The sequence below is a fragment of the Citrobacter enshiensis genome (assembly GCF_029338175.1).
GTDB lineage: Bacteria > Pseudomonadota > Gammaproteobacteria > Enterobacterales > Enterobacteriaceae > Citrobacter_D > Citrobacter_D enshiensis.
Genome location: NZ_CP119862.1, coordinates 1,208,422 through 1,231,022, shown reverse-complemented (window position 1 = coordinate 1,231,022; position 22,601 = coordinate 1,208,422). Strand labels below are relative to the sequence as shown.

Sequence of the window (22,601 nt, the reverse complement as noted above, 5' to 3'; positions counted from 1 at the left end):
GATTATTTGCTGTCTTTACCGACATGCAGAATGGCGAGAAACGCTTCCTGAGGCAGCTCTACGTTACCGATCTGCTTCATTCGTTTTTTACCTTCTTTCTGCTTCTGCAGCAGTTTTTTCTTACGGCTGATATCACCGCCATAGCACTTCGCCAACACGTTCTTACGCAGCTGCTTCACCGTCGAGCGCGCAATAATGTGTGTCCCAATCGCGGCCTGGATAGCAATATCAAACTGCTGGCGCGGGATGAGCTCTTTCATCTTCTCAACCAAATCACGGCCACGGCTTTGCGAGTTGCCGCGATGGGTAATCAGCGCCAGCGCATCAACACGCTCGTTGTTAATCAACACGTCAACACGAACCATGTCCGACGTCTGGAAGCGTTTGAAGTTATAGTCCAGCGAAGCGTAGCCACGAGACGTTGACTTCAGACGGTCGAAGAAGTCGAGCACCACTTCCGCCATCGGGATTTCGTAGGTCAGCGCCACCTGGTTACCGTGGTAAACCATATTGGTCTGTACGCCACGCTTCTCGATACACAGCGTGATAACGTTGCCCAGGTAAGCCTGCGGCAGCAACATATGACATTCCGCGATCGGCTCGCGCAACTCATAGATGTTGTTCAGCGGCGGCAGTTTGGACGGGCTATCGACATAGATAGTTTCTTTGCTGGTCGTTTCGACTTCGTAAACAACAGTAGGCGCGGTGGTGATCAGATCCAGATCGTATTCACGTTCCAGACGTTCCTGAATGATCTCCATGTGCAACAGCCCCAGGAAGCCACAGCGGAAGCCGAAGCCCAGCGCCGTTGAGCTTTCCGGCTCGTAGAACAGAGAAGCGTCGTTCAGGCTCAGTTTACCGAGCGCATCGCGGAAGTTTTCGTAATCGTCTGAACTGACCGGGAACAGACCCGCATAAACCTGCGGTTTAACCTTTTTGAAGCCTGGCAGCGCTTTCTCCGCCGGGTTACGCGCCTGCGTCAGCGTATCGCCCACCGGTGCGCCGAGGATGTCTTTAATCGCGCAAACCAGCCAACCTACCTCGCCGCATTTCAGCTCAGTACGGTCAACCTGCTTCGGCGTGAAGATGCCCAGACGGTCTGCGTTGTAGACCTGCCCGGTGCTCATCACTTTAATTTTGTCGCCTTTACGCATGGTACCGTTTTTAATACGCACCAGCGAGACGACGCCAAGGTAGTTATCGAACCAGGAGTCGATGATCAGCGCCTGCAGCGGGCCTTCCGGATCGCCTTCCGGCGGCGGAATATCACGCACCAGACGTTCCAGAACGTCCGGTACGCCAACGCCGGTCTTCGCGGAGCAGCGCACAGCGTCGGTAGCGTCGATACCGACAATGTCTTCAATCTCTTCCGCCACACGTTCAGGATCGGCGGCAGGTAAGTCAATTTTGTTCAGGACCGGAACCACTTCCAGATCCATTTCCATGGCGGTATAGCAGTTCGCCAGGGTTTGTGCTTCTACGCCCTGTCCGGCGTCAACCACCAGCAATGCACCTTCACAAGCCGCCAGTGAACGGGAAACTTCATAAGAGAAGTCAACGTGGCCAGGGGTGTCGATAAAGTTAAGCTGATAGGTTTCACCATCAGATGCTTTGAAATCGAGCGTCACGCTCTGCGCTTTGATCGTAATACCGCGCTCACGCTCAAGATCCATCGAGTCGAGAACCTGCGCTTCCATTTCACGGTCAGACAGGCCACCGCAGATCTGGATAATACGGTCAGACAGCGTCGATTTACCGTGGTCGATGTGAGCTATGATTGAAAAGTTACGTATGTTCTTCATATAGAGTAATTATTGTGCCTTACGCCTGGTTCGACAGGCTCTGAGAAGTCGCTGTTCTGAGCTTAACGTCTGTTTAAGTGAAACGCCGCATTCTACACTACAACGCTGAGGCGAGGAAATGTTCATAGAGCAAGGATAGCGGGAACTGGAAACAACATCGCTTTTGCAATGCAAAATACAACAAAGCCAGTGAAATCACTGGCTCGTTTCGGCTGGAGGGGTCTCAACGCGGAGCATTCCCGGCGGTAAGGCAACGTTCAGAATCACCGGTTGCCAGGCTTCTCGCGTTGCCAGTTTGCGGGAGAAACCACGTGCAATCAAAAATCCCCCGACCCCGCCTAATATCGCACCGCTCAGTGCCGCGATATCTGAACTGAACAATACCTGAAACAGGGAAGCAAACAGAAAAAGTCCAGCCAGCGGTGACAGGTATACCAACATCGCTGACCCCAGCAGGCTCCCTTCGGCAATCCCCAGTTCGACTTTCTGACCCGGAACCAACGGTTCGGCACTCGGTACCACAATCGTATGCGTCGTTTGTGGTCCCAGTTTATTCAACACTCGAGTGCCGCATCCCGCGCGGGAAGCGCAACTGCTGCAGGATGCCTTAACATCACAACTCACCATCGCCTGACCATCCTGCCAGGAGACAACCGTTGCCCACTCTTTGATCATTGCGCTGCCCTGAACTTAATGTTGTCTGCAATGCGTTTGGCCGTTTGCGGCGGGAGTTCACCCACAACGGTGATTTCTGCGTTCTCGCGCACGCTGGTGCTTACCGTTCTGCGCCCGGTACGCAGCAGTTGATCGGTACTGGCTTGCGTCGCACGGTTAACGTTCACCGAGAAACTGAACAAACCATCGGAGTACAGACGAGACTCAATAGGCATTTCCATGGTCGGAATCGGGCGTCGGCTACTGGAGATTTCGCTGAATCCTTGCGGAAGCCAGGATGGACTCCAGTTGAAGTTGGTCTTTTCTCCCGCAGGAACGGAAAGCAGAGGCGGCAGGCTCGCTTTTGCCAGGGCCTGCATCGTATTGCCGATATCATCGTTCACGTTGAAGGCAATCACACGGAACTGCTCCAGCGTTTCACCATCGCGATCCAGTAGATCAACCCTCATCGGTAATCGGGTCTCTGTGTCCATCCACACGATGTAGCTATAGCGGGTACCGTCACGCGCAACAACACGGATCACTTCACACAAACGGTCAGCAATACGCGTTTTCCCGACAGCGATAAAATCATAAAAGGGAGCGAGTCGCTTAAAGTCGGTATAGACCAGAGAAGGCAGGGAATCAACGATGTAGTCACCGTTTAAGGTAAACGGTTCGAGCCCAGGCTCGAAATAGCTGATTTCGTTTCCACGCTGGACGACTTCCCGGCGCGGGCCATCCAGTTGCAACAATTGTGCAAGCGGACGGTTATCGAGGCGCGCATGCCGATAACGCAGAGACTCAACGCCTTGTTTATTGATGCTGACGAATGACAGCTCGTAAGTGAGTGACTGGCTGGCCAGATTCATCTGCTGCAACAACGCCCCGGACGCAGGATTGGCCGAGGCGTTAGCAGAGAAGAACAGGCTACCTGTCACAAGTGACATGGCAAACCAAAGTTGCTTCATTACTGCGATTGCGTTCCTAAAGTTTGAATTCCTGGCACCTGCACAGCGGCTTGCTGTGTTTGCGCCTGCTCAAACTGAAGCTGTTCGGAGTGCAGTCGACGTTGCAGTTCGTAATCCTGCAGCATGGCATTGATACGACGACGCTGCTCCTGTACCTGCTGTTGCTGGCCACCGCTGGCCGTTGCATCAGAAGGTACCCCCAGACTCACCGGGCTAGCCTTACCCATCATTGGTAAGGTGTTGAATACCGGCGTTTCAGGCTGCTGGGACGTTTCAGATTGTCCGTTATAGTGCTGGACGCCAACAATAACTGCAAGCGATACGCATGCCGCTACGCCCATTTGGGTGAGTTGCGCCGCCCACGGACGCATTTTCTTCCAGAAAGGCATTTTTTGCCACTGGTGCGGTGCGGGTTGGGCCTCAGGGATCAACGGCGTCGCCTGGCGTACGGGCTCGCTTTCAATCGCGGCCATAACGCGCGCGGAAATATCGAAATGGAGGACATCAGCGGTGTCTCCGCGCATGGAATCGCGGATCAGGTGATAACTCTCCCATGTTTTCTGCATTTCCGGGTCATGAGTCAGCGCTTGAAGCAGCTCATTATCCAGCGTTTCGCCATCCATTAAAGCGGAAAGTTTCTCTTTCTGCATGCCTAATACCTTTTCCAGTATCCCGCCATCGTCAACGCCTGATAAGCGGTTGAACTTTATTATCAATAGCTTCCCGCGCTCGGAAGATACGAGAACGCACCGTACCCACCGGACAATCCATGATAGCGGCTATCTCTTCATAGCTTAGGCCATCTAGCTCCCGCAAGGTAATTGCCATGCGCAAATCTTCCGGGAGGGACTCAATAGTTCGGAAAACTATCTGTCTCAGCTCTTCTGACAACATTAAGTTCTCAGGGTTCGAAATTTCTTTCAGCGCACCGCCACTTTCAAAGTTTTCTGCTTCAATCGCATCCACATCACTGGATGGCGGGCGGCGCCCCTGAGCGACCAGGTAATTCTTAGCTGTATTGACTGCAATTCGATACAGCCATGTATAAAAAGCACTATCTCCCCGGAAAGAATCCAGCGCGCGATAGGCCTTAATAAATGACTCTTGCACCACATCGGGAACATCGCCCGACGGTACATAGCGGGAAACCAGACTCGCCACTTTATGCTGGTAGCGCACCACCAGTAAATTAAAGGCTTTCTGATCTCCCTTCTGGACCCGTTCAACCAGGACCTGGTCCGTTAACTGCTCGCTCATCCGAGGTAAAGTCTCCCCAAACCAAATTTCCACGCGCTCTCGAAACGCCACTCCATCAGCTGCACTATGAGCAAGCAACAGGTTAGAGTGTCAGAGTTTCGTAAAGTTCCGTTACGCATTTGTTTTTGTTTGTCATGTTGTAGACAGGTCATTATCTCTCATTATAAGTCTACAGAGTCTGAACAACGCACTATCTGTTTAGAAATGCCCATTTAGTCGCTTGCAGAGTAACCTAACAGCGCCTTTATTTCATCACATAATCTGGCGCTAACGACCTGCTTCGCAAAATATTTTCCGTATTTTACATCCAACAGTCTTCTCCTTTCATGTTTAGTGGTTGCAACACATCTAAAAATAAAACGTGCTGTAAAGCGCAGTGTGGTGCTATGCTGACCAAACACTGTTTAGTAAATTAAACAAACACAATGAATACGATTCCTGAACTTTCCTGTGACGTGTTGATTATTGGCAGCGGTGCTGCCGGACTCTCTCTGGCGCTGCGCCTGGCTGAAAAGCATCAGGTCATTGTCCTGAGTAAAGGGCCTGTCAGCGAAGGCTCGACATTTTATGCGCAGGGCGGTATTGCCGCCGTTTTCGATGAGACCGACAGTATTGACTCCCACGTCGAAGACACGCTGATTGCAGGTGCCGGTATTTGCGATCGCCACGCGGTGGAGTTCGTCGCCAGCAATGCCCGCTCATGCGTTCAATGGCTTATCGATCAGGGCGTCCTGTTTGACACTCATGTTCAGGCTAATGGGGAAGAAAGCTATCACCTGACACGTGAAGGCGGACACAGCCATCGCCGTATTCTGCATGCTGCCGATGCCACCGGCAAAGAAGTCGAGACCACGCTGGTCAGCAAGGCGCAAAATCATCCTAATATCCGGGTTCTGGAACGCAGCAATGCCGTTGATTTAATTATCTCCGACAAAATTGGCTTGCCGGGAACGCGCCGGGTGGTAGGCGCATGGATCTGGAATCGTAATAAAGAAGCCGTCGAGACCTGCCACGCCAAATCGGTTGTACTGGCAACGGGTGGGGCATCAAAGGTGTATCAATACACCACTAACCCGGATATCTCCTCAGGTGATGGTATTGCCATGGCCTGGCGCGCAGGGTGTCGCGTCGCCAACCTCGAGTTTAATCAGTTTCACCCCACGGCGCTGTATCACCCACAGGCGCGAAATTTCCTGCTCACCGAAGCGCTGCGCGGCGAAGGGGCACACCTTAAACGCCCTGACGGTACACGGTTTATGCCGGACTTTGATGCGCGTGGCGAACTGGCGCCACGCGATATTGTCGCCCGAGCCATCGATCATGAAATGAAGCGGCTTGGCGCCGATTGTATGTTCCTCGACATCAGTCATAAACCCGCTGAGTTTGTCCGTCAGCACTTCCCGATGATTTATGAAAAACTGTTAGGTCTGGGGATTGATCTCACCAAAGAGCCGGTGCCCATCGTCCCTGCCGCGCACTATACCTGCGGTGGCGTTATGGTGGACGATTTTGGCCGAACCGATGTCGATGGTCTGTATGCGATCGGAGAAGTGAGCTACACCGGTCTGCACGGCGCGAACCGCATGGCCTCTAATTCGCTGCTGGAATGCCTGGTGTACGGCTGGTCAGCGGCTGAAGATATTGACCGTCGTATGCCCTATGCCCGTAGCGTTAGCCAACTCCCGGCCTGGGATGAAAGCCGCGTGGAGAATCCGGATGAACTGGTGGTTATTCAGCATAACTGGCACGAATTACGCCTGTTTATGTGGGACTATGTCGGTATTGTCCGCACCACAAAACGCCTGGAGCGCGCCCTGCGCCGCATCACCATGCTGCAACAGGAGATTGACGAGTATTACGCCAATTTCCGCGTGTCGAACAATTTACTGGAACTGCGTAATCTGGTGCAGGTGGCTGAACTTATCGTCCGCTGCGCGATGCAACGTAAAGAGAGCCGGGGCTTGCATTACACGCTGGATTATCCAGCCTTGTTGCCTGAATCCGGCCCATCGGTGCTCTCTCCATTAAGCACTCACATAAACAGATAAAACGCCTGGGTCAGCGCCGTGTAACTTTCAGAGTAACGCTGGTCTGGCCCACGGATCACCATCCGATCGCTAAAGCACTCTCCGGCCTGCGGAGAAAACGCCAACAGCACCCGATGCGGCAAGCGAGCTTCCGTTTCCGCAACATCGGTACGCAGTCGCAAATGCCAACCCATGCTTAACGCCTGTTGTGTGAATGTGTTGCCGATGTGTTCCGGCAACACAACGCAAAAGAATCCCTCTTCCGTGATGCACTCCGTGGCATTGGCTAACAACGTCTGGTGATCCAGCGTCGTGGTATAACGCGCCTGTTCACGCTGTGGCGTGGCGCATTCCACGCCCTGTTCATAATAAGGAGGATTACTGATGATCAGATCGAAACGAACGGTCTGACGAGGAACCCATTGCTGAACGTCTTCAGGGTGTACCGTCACGCGATGCGCCCACGGTGACTGCACAATATTTTCCTGCGCTTGTTCGGCGGCTTCAGCGTCCAGTTCTACAGCATCAATGATGACGCTTTCGTCGGTCCGCTGCGCTAACATTAGCGCCAGCAGCCCACTACCCGTACCAATATCAAGGACTCGCTTTACGCCCGCGACAGGTGCCCAGGCACCTAAGAGAATGCCGTCAGTTCCCACTTTCATCGCGCAACGATCGTGCGCCACAAAAAACTGTTTAAAAGTAAATCCATTACGACGAACGACGGAGGTAGACTGGGGCATGAAAACACAACCTTGCAGGAAAAACGGCAATAGCACCGAGTGAAAACAATACCTGAGAAGCGATATCCATACAAACAGATGAAGATTGCAGCCGTAACGTCTATAATCAGCGCCCCACACAGAGGTAGAACATGACTGTAACGACTTTTTCCGAACTTGAACTCGATGAAAGCCTGCTGGAAGCTCTCCAGGATAAAGGTTTCACTCGCCCGACCGCCATTCAGGCTGCCGCCATTCCGCCTGCGCTCGATGGCCGTGATGTACTCGGTTCTGCGCCAACAGGCACCGGTAAAACGGCGGCATATCTGCTGCCAGCGTTGCAGCACCTGCTCGACTTCCCGCGCAAAAAATCTGGTCCGCCGCGAATTTTGATTCTGACGCCGACCCGCGAACTGGCGATGCAGGTTGCCGATCACGCCCGTGAACTGGCGAAAAACACCCATCTGGATATCGCAACCATCACCGGGGGCGTGGCATACATGAACCACGCAGAAGTGTTTAGCGAAAACCAGGACATCGTGGTCGCCACCACCGGTCGCCTGCTGCAGTATATTAAAGAAGAAAACTTCGACTGCCGCGCCGTCGAAACCTTGATCCTCGACGAAGCCGATCGTATGGTGGACATGGGTTTTGCTCAGGATATTGAACATATCGCTGGGGAAACACGCTGGCGTAATCAGACGATGCTGTTCTCCGCTACGCTTGAAGGCGAAGCCATTAAAGATTTTGCTGAGCGCCTGCTGAAAGAACCGGTTGAAGTCTCTGCCACGCCTTCCACTCGCGAGCGCAAAAAGATCCATCAATGGTATTACCGTGCCGATAATTTAGAGCATAAAGTCGAACTGTTGAAGCACCTGCTAAAACAGGACGATGCCACACGTACTATCGTGTTTGTGCGTAAGCGCGAGCGCGTACACGAGCTTGCCGGGATGCTGCGTACCGCAGGGATCAACAACTGCTATCTCGAAGGCGAGATGCCGCAGATCAAACGCAACGAAGGCATTAAGCGACTCACCGACGGCCGTGTTAACGTACTGGTTGCCACCGACGTTGCCGCGCGCGGTATCGATATTCCTGACGTTAGTCACGTCATTAACTTTGATATGCCGCGCAGTGGAGATACCTATCTGCACCGTATCGGCCGTACAGGCCGCGCCGGTCGCAAAGGTACCGCCATTTCTCTGGTCGAAGCTCACGATCATCTGCTGCTGTTAAAGATCGGTCGCTACATTGAAGAACCGCTGAAAGCGCGTGTCATTGATGAACTTCGCCCGACAACGCGTGTGCCGAGTGAGAAATTGACCGGTAAGCCGTCTAAAAAAGTGCTGGCTAAACGCGCTGAGAAGAAAAAAGAGAAAGACAAAGAGAAGCCACGTGTGAAGAAACGTCACCGTGACGCTAAAAATATCGGCAAGCGCCGCAAGCCTGCCAGCGCGGGTACGCCACCGCAGACGAGCGAAGAGTAAAAAATCGCCGGGTTATTTAGCCCGGCATTTTTTTATCTTCTGCGGCAAAACACGCCTCGACGCACGCCATAAAAATCTGTATTGCCGGGCTGACGGCTTTTCCCGTAGGGTGCCCATGATTGAAAGCAATGTCGTATTGAATGGCAGTTCTTTAATGCTGTTGGTCTACTACGCCGCGCGGATTTTTTACTGATGGAATGCAAAAAGCGGAAGATGCACTTGCATCTTCCGCTTTTGATTATCGGATTACTGGGGGATTCCCCCGTGAGCCTTACAGGCTCTCAGTAAAGGTACGAGCGATAACGTCGCGCTGCTGTTCTGGCGTCAGAGAGTTAAAACGCACGGCATAGCCAGAAACACGGATGGTCAGCTGCGGATATTTTTCCGGATGCTTAACTGCATCTTCCAGTGTTTCGCGACGCAGAACGTTAACGTTCAGGTGCTGACCGCCTTCCACGCGAACTTCCGGTTGCACGTCTACCGGAACTTCACGGTATTCGATTTCGCCCAGTTTGCTTACGGCAACGACTTCATCTGCTGAGAAACCTGCTTTCGCAACGATGCAGCGTGCTTCGCCTTTTTCGCTGTCCAGCAGCCAGAAAGAGTTCAGCAGGTCGTCGTTAGCAGCTTTAGTAATCTGGATACCTGTAATCATGTGATGCCTCCCCGGCAAAATTATTTGATTTCGGTTGGCCTATCACGGCCAATTGGTAAAACCATTGTTGCTTGAGTGTATATATACCCCTCACACACCCTTGATTCTTTGATTTAAATCAATAAAAACCACACCATGAAAAGGGTGATGGGTGGATTTTATTGTTTTACATCAACTTACATCCCATACATCGATAAACTTTTTACATAAATTTTCAACATTCTTTAGCGGAAGGTCGGCTTTGCGGCATGCAGAATTTTGCACCATAGAAAGAAGCAGTTAAGCTAGGCGCATTGAAAAATTCGCAGGAGAGCGAGATGGCCACCGAATTAACCTGGCATGACGTACTGGCTGATGAAAAACAGCAGCCTTACTTTGTTAACACGCTACATACCGTCGCTGGAGAACGTCAGTCAGGAATGACGATTTATCCGCCGCAAAAGGACGTCTTCAATGCGTTCCGCTTCACTGAGCTGGGTGATGTTAAAGTCGTGATTCTGGGGCAAGACCCTTATCATGGCCCCGGACAGGCGCATGGCCTTGCCTTCTCAGTGCTTCCTGGGATCGCCACACCTCCGTCGCTGTTAAATATGTATAAAGAGCTGGAGGCCTCAATACCAGGCTTTACGCGCCCCGCGCATGGTTATCTGGAAAGTTGGGCGCGTCAGGGCGTGTTGCTGCTCAATACCGTGCTAACCGTGCGGGCGGGCCAGGCGCATTCACACGCCAGCCTCGGCTGGGAAACATTCACCGATAAGGTCATCAGTCTGATCAATGAACATCGGGAAGGGGTGGTGTTTTTACTCTGGGGTTCACACGCGCAGAAGAAAGGCGCCATTATTGACACACAGCGTCACCACGTGTTGAAAGCGCCACATCCGTCGCCGCTGTCCGCGCATCGTGGTTTCTTTGGCAGCAATCACTTTGTTCTGACAAATCAGTGGCTGGAACAGCGTGGCGAAAAGCCAATTGACTGGATGCCCGTGGTACCGGAGAAGAGTGAATAACGTATTGCAGGTTGTGAGCCCGGTAAGCATCGCGCCACCGGGCACATCGCCGGATGGCAGCGCAAGCGCCTTATCCGGCTAACACACAAAGCGCAATTACGCTTTGTTTTGACGCCACCACTCAGCAAGCAACACACCTGTCGCCACTGAGACGTTGAGCGTGTCAACATTACCCGTACCGTCAATCGCAACGCACAGGTCGTCTGCAGAAAGTGCTGCTTCCGGCAAGGCGTCGCGTTCACGACCTAGCACCAGCACCATTTTCTCAGGCAGTGCGGTAGCAAACAGCGGTTTACCCTGAGCGCTGGACGTCGTGACCACGGTGTAACCCGCCTGACGGAAATCATCCAGCACGTCAACCAGGCTGTCGCCCGTGATCGGTTGCACATGCTCTGCGCCACCTTCAGCAGTACGGATCGCCGCACCAGACTCCAGCAGTGCTGCATCCTGCACCACGACGCCTTTCACGCCAAAGTGCGCACAACTACGCATCATACCGCCGAGGTTGTGCGGGTTAGCAATATCTTCCAGCGCCAGCACACAATCCTGCGCCCCCGCCTGACCTACCCACTGCTTAACCGTCGTACCATTGCGTTTTTTGATCAGGAAACAGACGCCGCCGTGGTGTTCCGTACCCGAGGCTTTCGCCAGTTCCGCTTCGTCAACCACGTGATAAGCTTTGCGGTTTGCCGCCATCCAGCGCAGCGCTTCTTTAAAACGCGGGGTCACGCTCTGAATAAACCAGGCACGAACAATCGCATCCGGACGGCTCTGGAACAGAGCCTGACAGGCATTCTCGCCGTAGACGCGGGTCTCTTCCGCACGTTGGCGGCGCAATACTTCAGGATCGATAAAACTTTTGCCGCTGATTCCGCCGTGATCGGCTTTTTCCGTCGTTTCATCGCCCGGGGCACGGGAAACCGTACGCCACGGTGAGTCTTCACGTTTACGGTCGCGTTCAACATCGCGGTCACGACCACGTTCACGGCCGCGATCGCTGTTCGGACCCTTTCTGTCATCACGGGCAGGGCGACGACCGCCTTCGGCTCGGGAAGTACCGGGGCGACCGCCGCCTTTACCAGTACGTGGATTTTGGGTGCGTTTGTCCGAGTCATCGTCACTGCGGACGTACATCACTTTGACCTTGCCGTTTTTGTTCTTCAGTTCGTCGCTCATTTCTTTTCTCCACCTGCGCTGCGCGAAGCGCGCAGATTACCTGATGTGCCATCGGTTAGCCATTATTTCATTTAAAAGCTAATGACTATTGTACTCATCGAATAAAACACATTGTTGTTTAAAACAGTCTCCCCGATAATATGTAACATAATAGAAACATACCGACGTGATTGTCGGGAAGTCTGCCCTACTCTTCCAGAGGTTAGTTATGAATACCGTTTGTACCAGCTGCCAGGCTATCAACCGCATTCCCGATGATCGTATTGAGGAAGCGGCAAAATGCGGACGCTGTGGTCACGACCTGTTTGACGGAGAAGTGATCAATGCGACCGGTGAAACGCTGGATAAACTGCTGAAGGACGATCTCCCTGTGGTGGTTGATTTCTGGGCACCGTGGTGCGGTCCATGCCGTAATTTTGCCCCGATCTTTGAAGATGTCGCCGAAGAGCGTAGCGGCAAAGTTCGCTTTGTAAAAGTGAATACGGAAGCGGAACGTGAACTGAGCGCCCGTTTTGGCATTCGTAGTATCCCAACCATCATGATTTTCAAGAAAGGCGAAGTTGTCGATATGCTGAATGGCGCAGTGCCAAAAGCCCCTTTTGATAGCTGGCTTAACGAATCGCTGTAATCTCTCCGGGGCGCATCTTGTGCCCCGTTTTCACCTCTGCGACAATAGCGTTTTTCAACGCATTCTCCCATGACTGATAACGCTGTTCTCCAGTTACGCGCCGAACGCCTCGCGCGCGCCACGCGTCCTTTTCTTGCCAGAGGTAACCGCATTCGTCGCTGTCAGCGATGCCTGCTGCCATTGAAACAATGCCTGTGCGATACGCTAACCCCTTCGCAAGCGAAAAGTCGCTTTTGTCTGGTGATGTTTGATACCGAGCCGATGAAGCCCAGCAATACGGGGCGTTTAATTGCGGATATTTTACCCGATACCACCGCATTTCAGTGGTCGCGCACAGAACCGCCTCAGGCGCTGCTCGATCTGGTGAAAAACCCGGATTATCAACCGATGGTGGTGTTTCCTGCCTCCTATGCAGATGAAGAGCGTGAGGTGATTTTCACTCCCCCCACAGGCAAACCACCGCTCTTTATTATGCTCGACGGAACCTGGCCGGAAGCGCGTAAAATGTTTCGTAAGAGCCCTTATCTCGACAACCTGCCGGTGATTTCAGTCGATCTATCACGGCTTTCCGCTTACCACCTGCGCGAAGTCCATGCACAGGGGCAATACTGCACCGCCGAAGTGGCCATTGCGCTGCTGGATCTGGCTGGCGACGCCAAAGCAGCAAGCAGCCTGGGCGAACACTTCTCTCGCTTTAAAACGCGTTACCTGGCAGGAAAAACGCAACATCAAGGGAGCGTCACAGCAGACTCATCAGAAAGCGTTTAAAATCATTCGGTCACTGGTGACATAAGGAAGCCGATATGAGTCAGCGTGGTCTGGAAGCGCTACTGCGACCAAAATCTATTGCGGTGATTGGCGCGTCAATGAAGCCCCACCGGGCGGGCTATCTGATGATGCGTAACCTGCTGGCCGGAGGCTTCAACGGTCCCGTCCTGCCGGTGACGCCCACCTGGAAGGCGGTTTTAGGCGTTCTTGCCTGGCCCGATATTGCCAGCCTGCCTTTTACGCCCGATCTCGCGGTCCTTTGTACCAATGCCAGCCGCAATCTTGCTCTACTGGAGGCGCTGGGAGAGAAAGGGTGCAAAACCTGCATTATTTTGTCGGCTCCAGCGTCTCAGCATGCTGAGCTTCAGTCCTGCGCCCGACGTTTCAACATGCGGCTTCTTGGCCCGAATAGTCTGGGATTACTGGCCCCCTGGCAGGGCCTGAACGCCAGTTTCTCGCCTGTGCCGATTAAGCGCGGCAAGCTCGCGTTTATTTCGCAGTCAGCGGCAGTCTCCAATACCATTCTGGACTGGGCGCAGCAGCGGGAAATGGGCTTTTCCTACTTTATCGCGCTAGGCGACAGTCTGGATATTGATGTTGATGAATTGCTGGACTACCTTGCGCGAGACAGCAAGACCAGCGCAATCCTGCTTTACCTTGAACATTTAAGCGATGCCCGGCGCTTTGTTTCTGCCGCCCGTAGCGCGTCGCGTAATAAACCGATTCTGGTCATTAAAAGTGGCCGTAGTCCGGCAGCTCAGCGTTTACTCAACACCAGCGCGGGAATGGACCCCGCATGGGATGCCGCGATTCAGCGTGCGGGGTTGTTGCGCGTCCGGGATACCCACGAACTCTTCTCTGCGGTCGAAACCTTAAGCCACATGCGCCCACTGCGCGGTGACAGGCTGATGATCATCAGTAATGGCGCAGCCCCTGCCGCCCTGGCGCTGGATGAGCTTTGGTCACGTAATGGCAAATTAGCCACGTTGAGCGAAGAGACATGCAGCAAACTGAGAGAAGCGCTGCCTGACCACGTCAACATCGCTAACCCATTGAATCTGTGTGATGACGCCAGCAGCGATCATTTTGTCAAAACGGTGGACATTTTGCTGGCCAGCCAGGATTTCGATGCATTGATGGTGATCCACTCCCCCAGCGCCGTCGCCCCGGGAACCGAAAACGCTCACGCGCTGATTGAAGCGGTGAAGCATCATCCCAGAGGGAAATACGTTTCGTTGCTGACCAACTGGTGTGGCGAATTCTCCTCTCAGGAAGCTCGCAAATTGTTCAGCGAAGCGGGACTGCCCACCTATCGTACGCCGGAAGGCACGATTACGGCCTTTATGCACATGGTCGAATACCGCCGGAACCAGAAGCAACTGCGGGAAACGCCAGCACTACCGACAAACCTGACGTCAAATACGACAGAGGCGCACAAGCTACTGCAGCAGGCCATTGATGACGGTGCAACGTCACTGGATACCCATGAAGTTCAGCCTATTCTGCAGGCCTACGGCTTGCAGACGTTGCCGACCTGGATTGCCAGTGACAGTGCGGAAGCCGTGCATATCGCGGAACAAATTGGCTATCCGGTTGCGTTAAAACTGCGCTCTCCGGATATTCCGCATAAGTCTGAAGTTCAGGGGGTAATGCTGTACCTGCGTACGGCAAATGAAGTTCAGCAGGCCGCCAATGCCATATTTGATCGTGTAAAAATGGCCTGGCCGCAGGCGCGGATCCACGGACTGTTGGTACAAAGCATGGCCAACCGTGCGGGTGCGCAAGAGTTGCGTGTGGTGGTGGAACACGATCCGGTATTTGGTCCTCTGATTATGCTTGGCGAAGGTGGCATGGAGTGGCGTCCTGAAGAGCAGGCTGTCGTTGCGCTGCCGCCGCTAAACATGAATCTGGCACGCTATTTAGTGATTCAGGGAATAAAAAATAAAAAAATCCGCGGTCGGAGCGCGCTACGTCCGCTGGATGTCGCAGGTTTAAGTCAGTTGCTGGTGCAGGTGTCGAACCTGATCGTCGATTGCCCGGAAATTCAGCGTCTGGATATCCATCCGTTGCTCGCATCCGCTGACGAATTCACGGCGCTTGATGTGACGCTGGATATCGCCCCTTTCGAAGGTGATAACGAAAGCCGGCTTGCTGTACGTCCTTATCCGCAACATCTCGAAGAGTGGGTGGAGATGAAAAATGGCGAACGTTGCCTGTTCCGCCCTATTCTCCCTGAGGATGAACCGCAGCTTCAGCAGTTCATTTCCCAGGTCACAAAAGAAGATCTTTATTATCGTTATTTTAGCGAGATCAACGAATTCACCCATGAAGATTTAGCCAACATGACGCAGATCGACTACGATCGGGAAATGGCATTTGTCGCCGTACGTCGTCATGATCGCACTGAGGAGATCCTCGGCGTTACGCGCGCGATCTCCGACCCGGATAATATCGATGCTGAGTTTGCTGTACTGGTGCGCTCAGATCTCAAGGGATTAGGTTTGGGTCGTCGATTAATGGAAAAATTGATTGCTTATACTCGGGATCACGGACTGAGACGCCTCAATGGTATTACGATGCCAAACAATCGCGGCATGGTGGCACTGGCCAGAAAGCTCGGGTTTGAGGTTGATATCCAGCTCGAAGACGGGATTGTTGGGCTAACGCTTAATCTTGCCCAATATGAGGAATCGTGAGTAAGGTACTGGAAATGTTGACCACTTTAACGGGTACTGATGTTATCATTGCCCGCTTATGTCGTCTGCATAGTACAGAGGACCCTTCAATGAACAGAGAAGAAATGCACTGTGATGTTGTCAAAATTTAAGCGTAATAAACATCAACAACACCTTGCCCAACTACCTAAGATTTCTCAGTCAGTTGATGATGTAGATTTCTTTTATGCTCCCGCTAATTTCAGGGAGACTCTGCTGGAGAAAATAGCCAGCGCGACACGACGTATTTGCATTATTGCCCTGTATCTTGAACAGGATGATGGCGGCAAGGGCATACTCGACGCGCTTTATGCGGCTAAACGGCAGCGTCCTGAGCTGGATGTCCGGGTGCTTGTCGACTGGCATCGTGCGCAGCGTGGGCGTATTGGCGCAGCAGCGTCCAACACCAACGCTGACTGGTATTGCCGAATGGCGCAAGAAAATCCCGGTATCGAGATTCCGGTCTACGGCGTACCGGTTAACACGCGTGAAGCACTTGGCGTCCTGCATTTTAAAGGCTTTATTATCGATGACAGCGTCATCTATAGCGGCGCCAGCCTGAACGATGTTTATCTGCATCAACATGATAAATACCGTTACGACCGTTATCAGCTCATTCGCAATGCGCAAATGGTGGACATCATGTATGAGTGGGTCACTCAGAATTTGATGAACGGCCGTGGCGTGAACCGTCTGGATGATATGCATCGTCCGAAAAGCCCTGAGATTAAAAATGACATCCGTTTGTTCCGCCAGGAGCTACGCGATGCGTCATACCATTTCCAGGGAGATGCCGATAACGAACAGCTGTCCGTGACGCCACTGGTCGGATTAGGAAAATCCAGTCTGCTGAACAAGACGATTTTCCATCTTATGCCGTGCACGGAGCACAAGCTCACTATTTGTACGCCTTATTTCAACCTGCCTGCAGTTCTGGTGCGCAGCATTATTCAGTTACTGCGTGATGGCAAAAAGGTCGAGATCATTGTCGGTGATAAAACGGCGAACGACTTTTTCATCCCCGAGAATGAACCGTTCAAAATCATCGGCGCGCTTCCTTATCTTTACGAGATTAACCTGCGTCGCTTCCTGAGCCGCCTGCAGTATTACGTTAATACCGATCAACTCGTTGTGCGCCTGTGGAAGGATGACGACAATACCTATCATCTGAAAGGGATGTGGGTCGATGACAAATGGATGCTCATCACCGGTAACAACCTGAATCCTCGGGCCTGGCGTCTGGATCTTGAAAACGCGATTTTGATCCACGATCCAAAACAGGAGTTAGCACCTCAGCGTGAGAAAGAGCTGGAGCTTATCCGCACGCATACCACGATTGTTAAGCATTATCGCGACCTGCAGAGTATTGCTGACTACCCCGTTAAAGTCCGCAAGCTGATCCGTCGACTACGCCGCATTCGAATCGACAAATTAATTAGCCGTATTCTGTAAACAAAACCCCGTCCTGTGACGGGGTTTTTCCTGTGGAGGTGTCGGTGCGCTTCTTTATCCTTATTGCTGTTCTGCTTCTTACCGGCTGTAGCCATATGGCGAATGACCGCTGGAGCGGGCAGGATAAAGCGCAACATTTTATCGCTTCAGCTATGCTCTCAGCCGCAGGAAATGAATATGCTCAACACCAGGGAATGAGCCGCGATCGCAGTGCTGCATTCGGTTTGATGTTTTCTATTGGCCTTGGCGCATCAAAAGAATGGTGGGACAGCCGCCCCGAAGGGAGCGGCTGGAGCTGGAAAGATTTTGTCTGGGATATTGCAGGCGCAACCACAGGTTACGCCGTCTGGCAAATGGCCCACAACTAAAGGCGCAGACCTTTGCCTTTACGGTGCAGCATCAACGAAACAAAAAATGCCACGACAGCCATAGCCGTAACGTACCAGAAGAATGACGTCTCCATACCAATGGACTTCAGCGACAACGCAACATATTCAGCAGACCCCCCGAACAACGCATTCGCCACGGCATAAGAAAGACCAACGCCTAACGCACGAACCTGTGCCGGGAACATCTCGGCTTTCAGGATCCCGCTAATTGACGTGTAGAAACTCACGATGAGCAACGCGCACATGACCAGTCCAAAGGCGGCATAAGGCGAAGTTACGTTCTGTAATGCCGAGAGAATTGGCACAGTAAAAATAGCGGCCAGAGAGCCAAAACATAACATCGACGTCCGGCGCCCGATTTTATCCGATAGCGCGCCAATCAAAGGCTGAATGAGCATAAACACGAACAATGCCGCCGTCATAATTCCGCTTGCCACATTGGCATGCATTCCGGCGGTATTGACCAGATACTTCTGCATATACGTTGTGAAGGTGTAGAAACAGAGCGAACCAGCGGCCGTAAAACCCAGCACCATCATGAACGCTTTACGGTTACGCCATAATCCCTTCAAAGAACCCGCCTCTTTCAGTGCGCGTGTTTCTTGCTGAGAAGTTTCATCCAGTTGGCGACGTAACCACAACGCGACAATGGCCAATGCCGCACCTAACGCAAATGGTATACGCCAGCCCCATGCTCTTAGATCGGCATCATCCAGTGTTTGCTGGAGAACCACAACAACCAACAATGCCAGAAGTTGTCCGCCGATCAACGTGACATACTGGAATGAGGCATAAAACCCTTTACGGCCTTCTACGGCTACTTCACTCATATAGGTTGCACTGGTTCCGTACTCCCCGCCAACAGACAAGCCTTGAAACAAACGAGCCAGTAACAAAAGCGCCGGAGCCCAGGTGCCAATGGTCTCATAGCCGGGCAAGCAGGCGATCACGAGCGATCCCATGCACATCATACAAACCGACAACAGCATCGATTTTTTACGACCGTGTTTATCGGCAATTCGACCAAATAACCATCCGCCGATAGGGCGCATCAGAAACCCTGCGGCAAAAACGCCGGCAGTTTGTAAAAGCTGAGTCGTCGTGTTTCCTGATGGGAAGAAAATGTGGGCAAAATAGAGAGAGCAGAACGAGTACACATAGAAATCAAACCATTCGACCAGATTCCCGGATGATGCCCCCACAATAGCCCATACGCGGCGACGGGTATCGCTGCTTGTAAGCGACCCGCTCGCAGTTACACTGCTTTCAGTCATTAGAATTGTACTCCTGCCAAAGATCGAACCGAGAATATCGGCGCTTATTATTGTCACCTGAAGTGAACAAAATGTTATATAGTTGTTATATATAAATATGTGACAGGAATCTAGCTTTTAATTAGCAGGCCAACGATTTAGGGGTATAAGCCAGAACAGGATGCAATAACCCGCAGGCCGGATAAGGCGTGCAAACGACGCTATCCGGCATTTTTCACAGAGCGCAGACGCAAAAAAGCCCATCCGTCAGGATGGGCTTCTTCACTTGTCTGATGCCTGGCAGTTCCCTACTCTCGCATGGGGAGACCCCACACTACCATCGGCGCTACGGCGTTTCACTTCTGAGTTCGGCATGGGGTCAGGTGGGACCACCGCGCTACAGCCGCCAGGCAAATTCTGTTTATCAACACACCTTACGGTCTGTCGATGTAATCTGTATCAAGCTGAATCTGATGTCTCTTCGCCAAAACACCTTTGGCGTTGTAAGGTTAAGCCTCACGGTTCATTAGTACTGGTTAGCTCAATGTATCGCTACACTTACACACCCAGCCTATCAACGTCGTAGTCTTCAACGTTCCTTCAGGAGACTTATTGTCTCAGGGAGAACTCATCTCGGGGCAAGTTTCGTGCTTAGATGCTTTCAGCACTTATCTCCTTCCGCATTTAGCTACCGGGCAATGCCATTGGCATGACAACCCGAACACCAGTGATGCGTTCCACTCCGGTCCTCTCGTACTAGGAGCAGCCCCCCTCAATTCTCCAGCGCCCACGGCAGATAGGGGACCGAACTGTCTCAACGACGTTCTAAACCCAGCTCGCGTACCACTTTAAATGGCGAACAGCCCATACCCTTGGGACCTACTTCAGCCCCAGGATGTGATGAGCCGACATCGAGGTGCCAAACACCGCCGTCGATATGAACTCTTGGGCGGTATCAGCCTGTTATCCCCGGAGTACCTTTTATCCGTTGAGCGATGGCCCTTCCATTCAGAACCACCGGATCACTAAGACCTGCTTTCGCACCTGCTCGAGCCGTCACTCTCGCAGTCAAGCTAGCTTATGCCTTTGCACTAACCTCCTGATGTCCGACCAGGATTAGCTAACCTTCGTGCTCCTCCGTTACTCTTTAGGAGGAGACCGCCCCAGTCAAACTACCCACCAGACACTGTCCGCAACCCGGATTACGGGTCTACGTTAGAACACCAGCCATTAAAGGGTGGTATTTCAAGGTTGGCTCCATGCAGACTGGCGTCCACACTTCAAAGCCTCCCACCTATCCTACACATCAAGGACCAGTGTTCAGTGTCAAGCTATAGTAAAGGTTCACGGGGTCTTTCCGTCTTGCCGCGGGTACACTGCATCTTCACAGCGAGTTCAATTTCACTGAGTCTCGGGTGGAGACAGCCTGGCCATCATTACGCCATTCGTGCAGGTCGGAACTTACCCGACAAGGAATTTCGCTACCTTAGGACCGTTATAGTTACGGCCGCCGTTTACCGGGGCTTCGATCAAGAGCTTCTCCTTACGGATAACCCCATCAATTAACCTTCCGGCACCGGGCAGGCGTCACACCGTATACGTCCACTTTCGTGTTTGCACAGTGCTGTGTTTTTAATAAACAGTTGCAGCCAGCTGGTATCTTCGACTGATTTCAGCTCCACGAGCAAGTCGTTTCACCTACATATCAGCGTGCCTTCTCCCGAAGTTACGGCACCATTTGCCTAGTTCCTTCACCCGAGTTCTCTCAAGCGCCTTGGTATTCTCTACCTGACCACCTGTGTCGGTTTGGGGTACGATTTTGTGTTACCTGATGCTTAGAGGCTTTTCCTGGAAGCAGGGCATTTGTTACTTCAGCACCGTAGTGCCTCGTCATCACACCTCAGCGTTAATAAACGACCGGATTTACCTAATCGTTCCGCCTACATGCTTAAACCGGGACAACCGTCGCCCGGCTAACATAGCCTTCTCCGTCCCCCCTTCGCAGTAACACCAAGTACAGGAATATTAACCCTGTTTCCCATCGACTACGCCTTTCGGCCTCGCCTTAGGGGTCGACTCACCCTGCCCCGATTAACGTTGGACAGGAACCCTTGGTCTTCCGGCGAGCGGGCTTTTCACCCGCTTTATCGTTACTTATGTCAGCATTCGCACTTCTGATACCTCCAGCAACCCTCCACAGGCCACCTTCAACGGCTTACAGAACGCTCCCCTACCCAACAACACATAGTGTCGCTGCCGCAGCTTCGGTGCATGGTTTAGCCCCGTTACATCTTCCGCGCAGGCCGACTCGACCAGTGAGCTATTACGCTTTCTTTAAATGATGGCTGCTTCTAAGCCAACATCCTGGCTGTCTGTGCCTTCCCACATCGTTTCCCACTTAACCATGACTTTGGGACCTTAGCTGGCGGTCTGGGTTGTTTCCCTCTTCACGACGGACGTTAGCACCCGCCGTGTGTCTCCCGTGATAACATTCTTCGGTATTCGCAGTTTGCATCGGGTTGGTAAGTCGGGATGACCCCCTAGCCGAAACAGTGCTCTACCCCCGAAGATGAGTTCACGAGGCGCTACCTAAAATAGCTTTCGGGGAGAACCAGCTATCTCCCGGTTTGATTGGCCTTTCACCCCCAGCCACAAGTCATCCGCTAATTTTTCAACATTAGTCGGTTCGGTCCTCCAGTTAGTGTTACCCAACCTTCAACCTGCCCATGGCTAAGATCACCGGGTTTCGGGTCTATACCCTGCAACTTAACGCCCAGTTAAGACTCGGTTTCCCTTCGGCTCCCCTATTCGGTTAACCTTGCTACAGAATATAAGTCGCTGACCCATTATACAAAAGGTACGCAGGTCACCCCATAAAAGAGGCTCCCACTGCTTGTACGTACACGGTTTCAGGTTCTTTTTCACTCCCCTCGCCGGGGTTCTTTTCGCCTTTCCCTCACGGTACTGGTTCACTATCGGTCAGTCAGGAGTATTTAGCCTTGGAGGATGGTCCCCCCATATTCAGACAGGATACCACGTGTCCCGCCCTACTCTTCGAGTTCACACCACATGCGATTTTGTGTACGGGACTATCACCCTGTACCGTCGGACTTTCCAGACCGTTCCACTACCACACATGCTGATTCAGACTCTGGGCTGCTCCCCGTTCGCTCGCCGCTACTGGGGGAATCTCGGTTGATTTCTTTTCCTCGGGGTACTTAGATGTTTCAGTTCCCCCGGTTCGCTTCATTACGCTATGTATTCAACGTAATGATAGTGTGTCGAAACACACTGGGTTTCCCCATTCGGAAATCGCCGGTTATAACGGTTCATATCACCTTACCGACGCTTATCGCAGATTAGCACGTCCTTCATCGCCTCTGACTGCCAGGGCATCCACCGTGTACGCTTAGTCGCTTAACCTCACAACCCGAAGGTGTTTCGTAAAACACATCGTGTTGCGAAAATTTGAGAGACTCGAACACACCGCTTATCTGTTCTTATTACGGAGAACAGACACAGTGTGTCGTTTCAATTTTCAGCTTGATCCAGATTTTTAAAGAGCAAATATCTCAAACATGACTCGGAAGTCAGTTTTGAGATACTGAGGCAGGTGACTTTCACTCACGAACCAGCAAG

The 22,601-nt window shown here is 52.4% G+C and carries 18 protein-coding genes and 2 rRNA genes; 8 read left to right on the top strand and 12 right to left on the bottom strand.

The genetic code is table 11. The features are described from left to right. Positions 1-2: 2 nt before the first annotated feature. The 6 genes from lepA to rseD form a co-directional block, all read right to left on the bottom strand. Positions 3-1,802, bottom strand: a complete 1,800-nt coding sequence (gene lepA / locus P2W74_RS06020; RefSeq protein WP_276294296.1) for a translation elongation factor 4 — start codon at positions 1,800-1,802, stop codon at positions 3-5. Between the two features lie 195 nt (positions 1,803-1,997). Further along, positions 1,998-2,477: a SoxR-reducing system protein RseC gene (rseC, locus tag P2W74_RS06015; RefSeq protein WP_276294295.1), complete on the bottom strand. Its 480-nt coding sequence runs from the start codon at positions 2,475-2,477 to the stop codon at positions 1,998-2,000. Then, entirely contained in the window at positions 2,474-3,427 is a 954-nt protein-coding gene (gene rseB / locus P2W74_RS06010; protein ID WP_276294294.1) for a sigma-E factor regulatory protein RseB, read from the bottom strand. Before rseB ends, rseC begins: the two co-directional genes overlap by 4 nt. Continuing rightward, positions 3,427-4,077 (bottom strand): anti-sigma-E factor RseA, encoded by a 651-nt coding sequence (rseA, locus tag P2W74_RS06005; RefSeq protein ID WP_276294293.1) that lies wholly within the window; start codon positions 4,075-4,077, stop codon positions 3,427-3,429. The genes rseB and rseA overlap by 1 nt, the downstream gene beginning before the upstream one ends. 31 nt (positions 4,078-4,108) lie before the next feature. Next, on the bottom strand, positions 4,109-4,684 hold the full coding sequence (rpoE, locus tag P2W74_RS06000; protein WP_000003307.1) for an RNA polymerase sigma factor RpoE: 576 nt from the start codon (positions 4,682-4,684) through the stop codon (positions 4,109-4,111). Then, entirely contained in the window at positions 4,681-4,836 is a 156-nt protein-coding gene (gene rseD, locus P2W74_RS05995; RefSeq protein ID WP_276294292.1) for a rpoE leader peptide RseD, read from the bottom strand. Before rseD ends, rpoE begins: the two co-directional genes overlap by 4 nt. A 273-nt stretch (positions 4,837-5,109) precedes the next feature. On the opposite strand from rseD, the gene nadB reads away from it, so the two are divergent. Continuing rightward, positions 5,110-6,732 (top strand): L-aspartate oxidase, encoded by a 1,623-nt coding sequence (gene nadB / locus P2W74_RS05990; protein WP_276294291.1) that lies wholly within the window; start codon positions 5,110-5,112, stop codon positions 6,730-6,732. Here the strand turns inward: nadB and trmN are convergent. Beyond that, positions 6,717-7,454 carry a tRNA(1)(Val) (adenine(37)-N(6))-methyltransferase TrmN gene (gene trmN, locus P2W74_RS05985; RefSeq protein WP_276294290.1) on the bottom strand — a complete coding sequence of 246 codons (738 nt, stop codon included), beginning with the start codon at positions 7,452-7,454 and terminating at the stop codon, positions 6,717-6,719. The two genes, nadB and trmN, sit on opposite strands and share 16 nt — an antisense overlap. Positions 7,455-7,585: 131 nt before the next feature. Between trmN and srmB the strand changes: the two genes are divergently transcribed. Then, complete coding sequence (gene srmB / locus P2W74_RS05980; protein WP_276294289.1) at positions 7,586-8,920, top strand: ATP-dependent RNA helicase SrmB; 1,335 nt, start codon at positions 7,586-7,588, stop codon at positions 8,918-8,920. 271 nt (positions 8,921-9,191) lie between these two features. Here srmB and grcA read toward each other — a convergent pair whose 3' ends face one another. Next, on the bottom strand, positions 9,192-9,575 hold the full coding sequence (gene grcA, locus P2W74_RS05975) for an autonomous glycyl radical cofactor GrcA (protein WP_096756118.1): 384 nt from the start codon (positions 9,573-9,575) through the stop codon (positions 9,192-9,194). Between the two features lie 317 nt (positions 9,576-9,892). On the opposite strand from grcA, the gene ung reads away from it, so the two are divergent. Beyond that, entirely contained in the window at positions 9,893-10,582 is a 690-nt protein-coding gene (ung, locus tag P2W74_RS05970; RefSeq protein WP_276294288.1) for a uracil-DNA glycosylase, read from the top strand. Positions 10,583-10,678: 96 nt separating this feature from the next. Here the strand turns inward: ung and P2W74_RS05965 are convergent, their stop codons facing one another. After that, positions 10,679-11,758 carry a tRNA/rRNA methyltransferase gene (locus tag P2W74_RS05965; RefSeq protein WP_276294287.1) on the bottom strand — a complete coding sequence of 360 codons (1,080 nt, stop codon included), beginning with the start codon at positions 11,756-11,758 and terminating at the stop codon, positions 10,679-10,681. Between the two features lie 208 nt (positions 11,759-11,966). Here P2W74_RS05965 and trxC point away from each other — a divergent pair, with 208 nt between their 5' ends. From trxC to P2W74_RS05935, 5 genes are all read left to right on the top strand, one after another. Beyond that, the gene (gene trxC / locus P2W74_RS05960; protein ID WP_192613116.1) at positions 11,967-12,386 is read left to right on the top strand and encodes a thioredoxin TrxC; all 420 of its coding nucleotides are present in this window, start codon (positions 11,967-11,969) and stop codon (positions 12,384-12,386) included. Positions 12,387-12,455: 69 nt separating this feature from the next. Continuing rightward, positions 12,456-13,154: a tRNA-uridine aminocarboxypropyltransferase gene (tapT, locus tag P2W74_RS05955; protein WP_276294286.1), complete on the top strand. Its 699-nt coding sequence runs from the start codon at positions 12,456-12,458 to the stop codon at positions 13,152-13,154. Positions 13,155-13,189: 35 nt separating this feature from the next. Next, positions 13,190-15,850 (top strand): bifunctional acetate--CoA ligase family protein/GNAT family N-acetyltransferase, encoded by a 2,661-nt coding sequence (locus P2W74_RS05950; RefSeq protein ID WP_276294285.1) that lies wholly within the window; start codon positions 13,190-13,192, stop codon positions 15,848-15,850. A gap of 114 nt (positions 15,851-15,964) precedes the next feature. Continuing rightward, the gene (gene pssA, locus P2W74_RS05940; RefSeq protein WP_276295133.1) at positions 15,965-17,320 is read left to right on the top strand and encodes a CDP-diacylglycerol--serine O-phosphatidyltransferase; all 1,356 of its coding nucleotides are present in this window, start codon (positions 15,965-15,967) and stop codon (positions 17,318-17,320) included. 44 nt (positions 17,321-17,364) lie between these two features. Beyond that, positions 17,365-17,688, top strand: coding sequence for a YfiM family lipoprotein (locus P2W74_RS05935; RefSeq protein ID WP_276294284.1), 324 nt, complete (start codon positions 17,365-17,367; stop codon positions 17,686-17,688). Here P2W74_RS05935 and kgtP read toward each other — a convergent pair. The 3 genes from kgtP to P2W74_RS05920 all read right to left on the bottom strand — a co-directional run bounded on the left by kgtP (position 17,685) and on the right by P2W74_RS05920 (position 22,385). Next, the gene (gene kgtP, locus P2W74_RS05930; protein ID WP_276294283.1) at positions 17,685-18,983 is read right to left on the bottom strand and encodes an alpha-ketoglutarate permease; all 1,299 of its coding nucleotides are present in this window, start codon (positions 18,981-18,983) and stop codon (positions 17,685-17,687) included. The genes P2W74_RS05935 and kgtP overlap by 4 nt on opposite strands. 274 nt (positions 18,984-19,257) lie before the next feature. Next, positions 19,258-19,373: ribosomal RNA gene (rrf, locus tag P2W74_RS05925) — 5S ribosomal RNA — on the bottom strand. 94 nt (positions 19,374-19,467) lie between these two features. Then, positions 19,468-22,385: ribosomal RNA gene (locus P2W74_RS05920) — 23S ribosomal RNA — on the bottom strand. Positions 22,386-22,601: the final 216 nt, after the last annotated feature.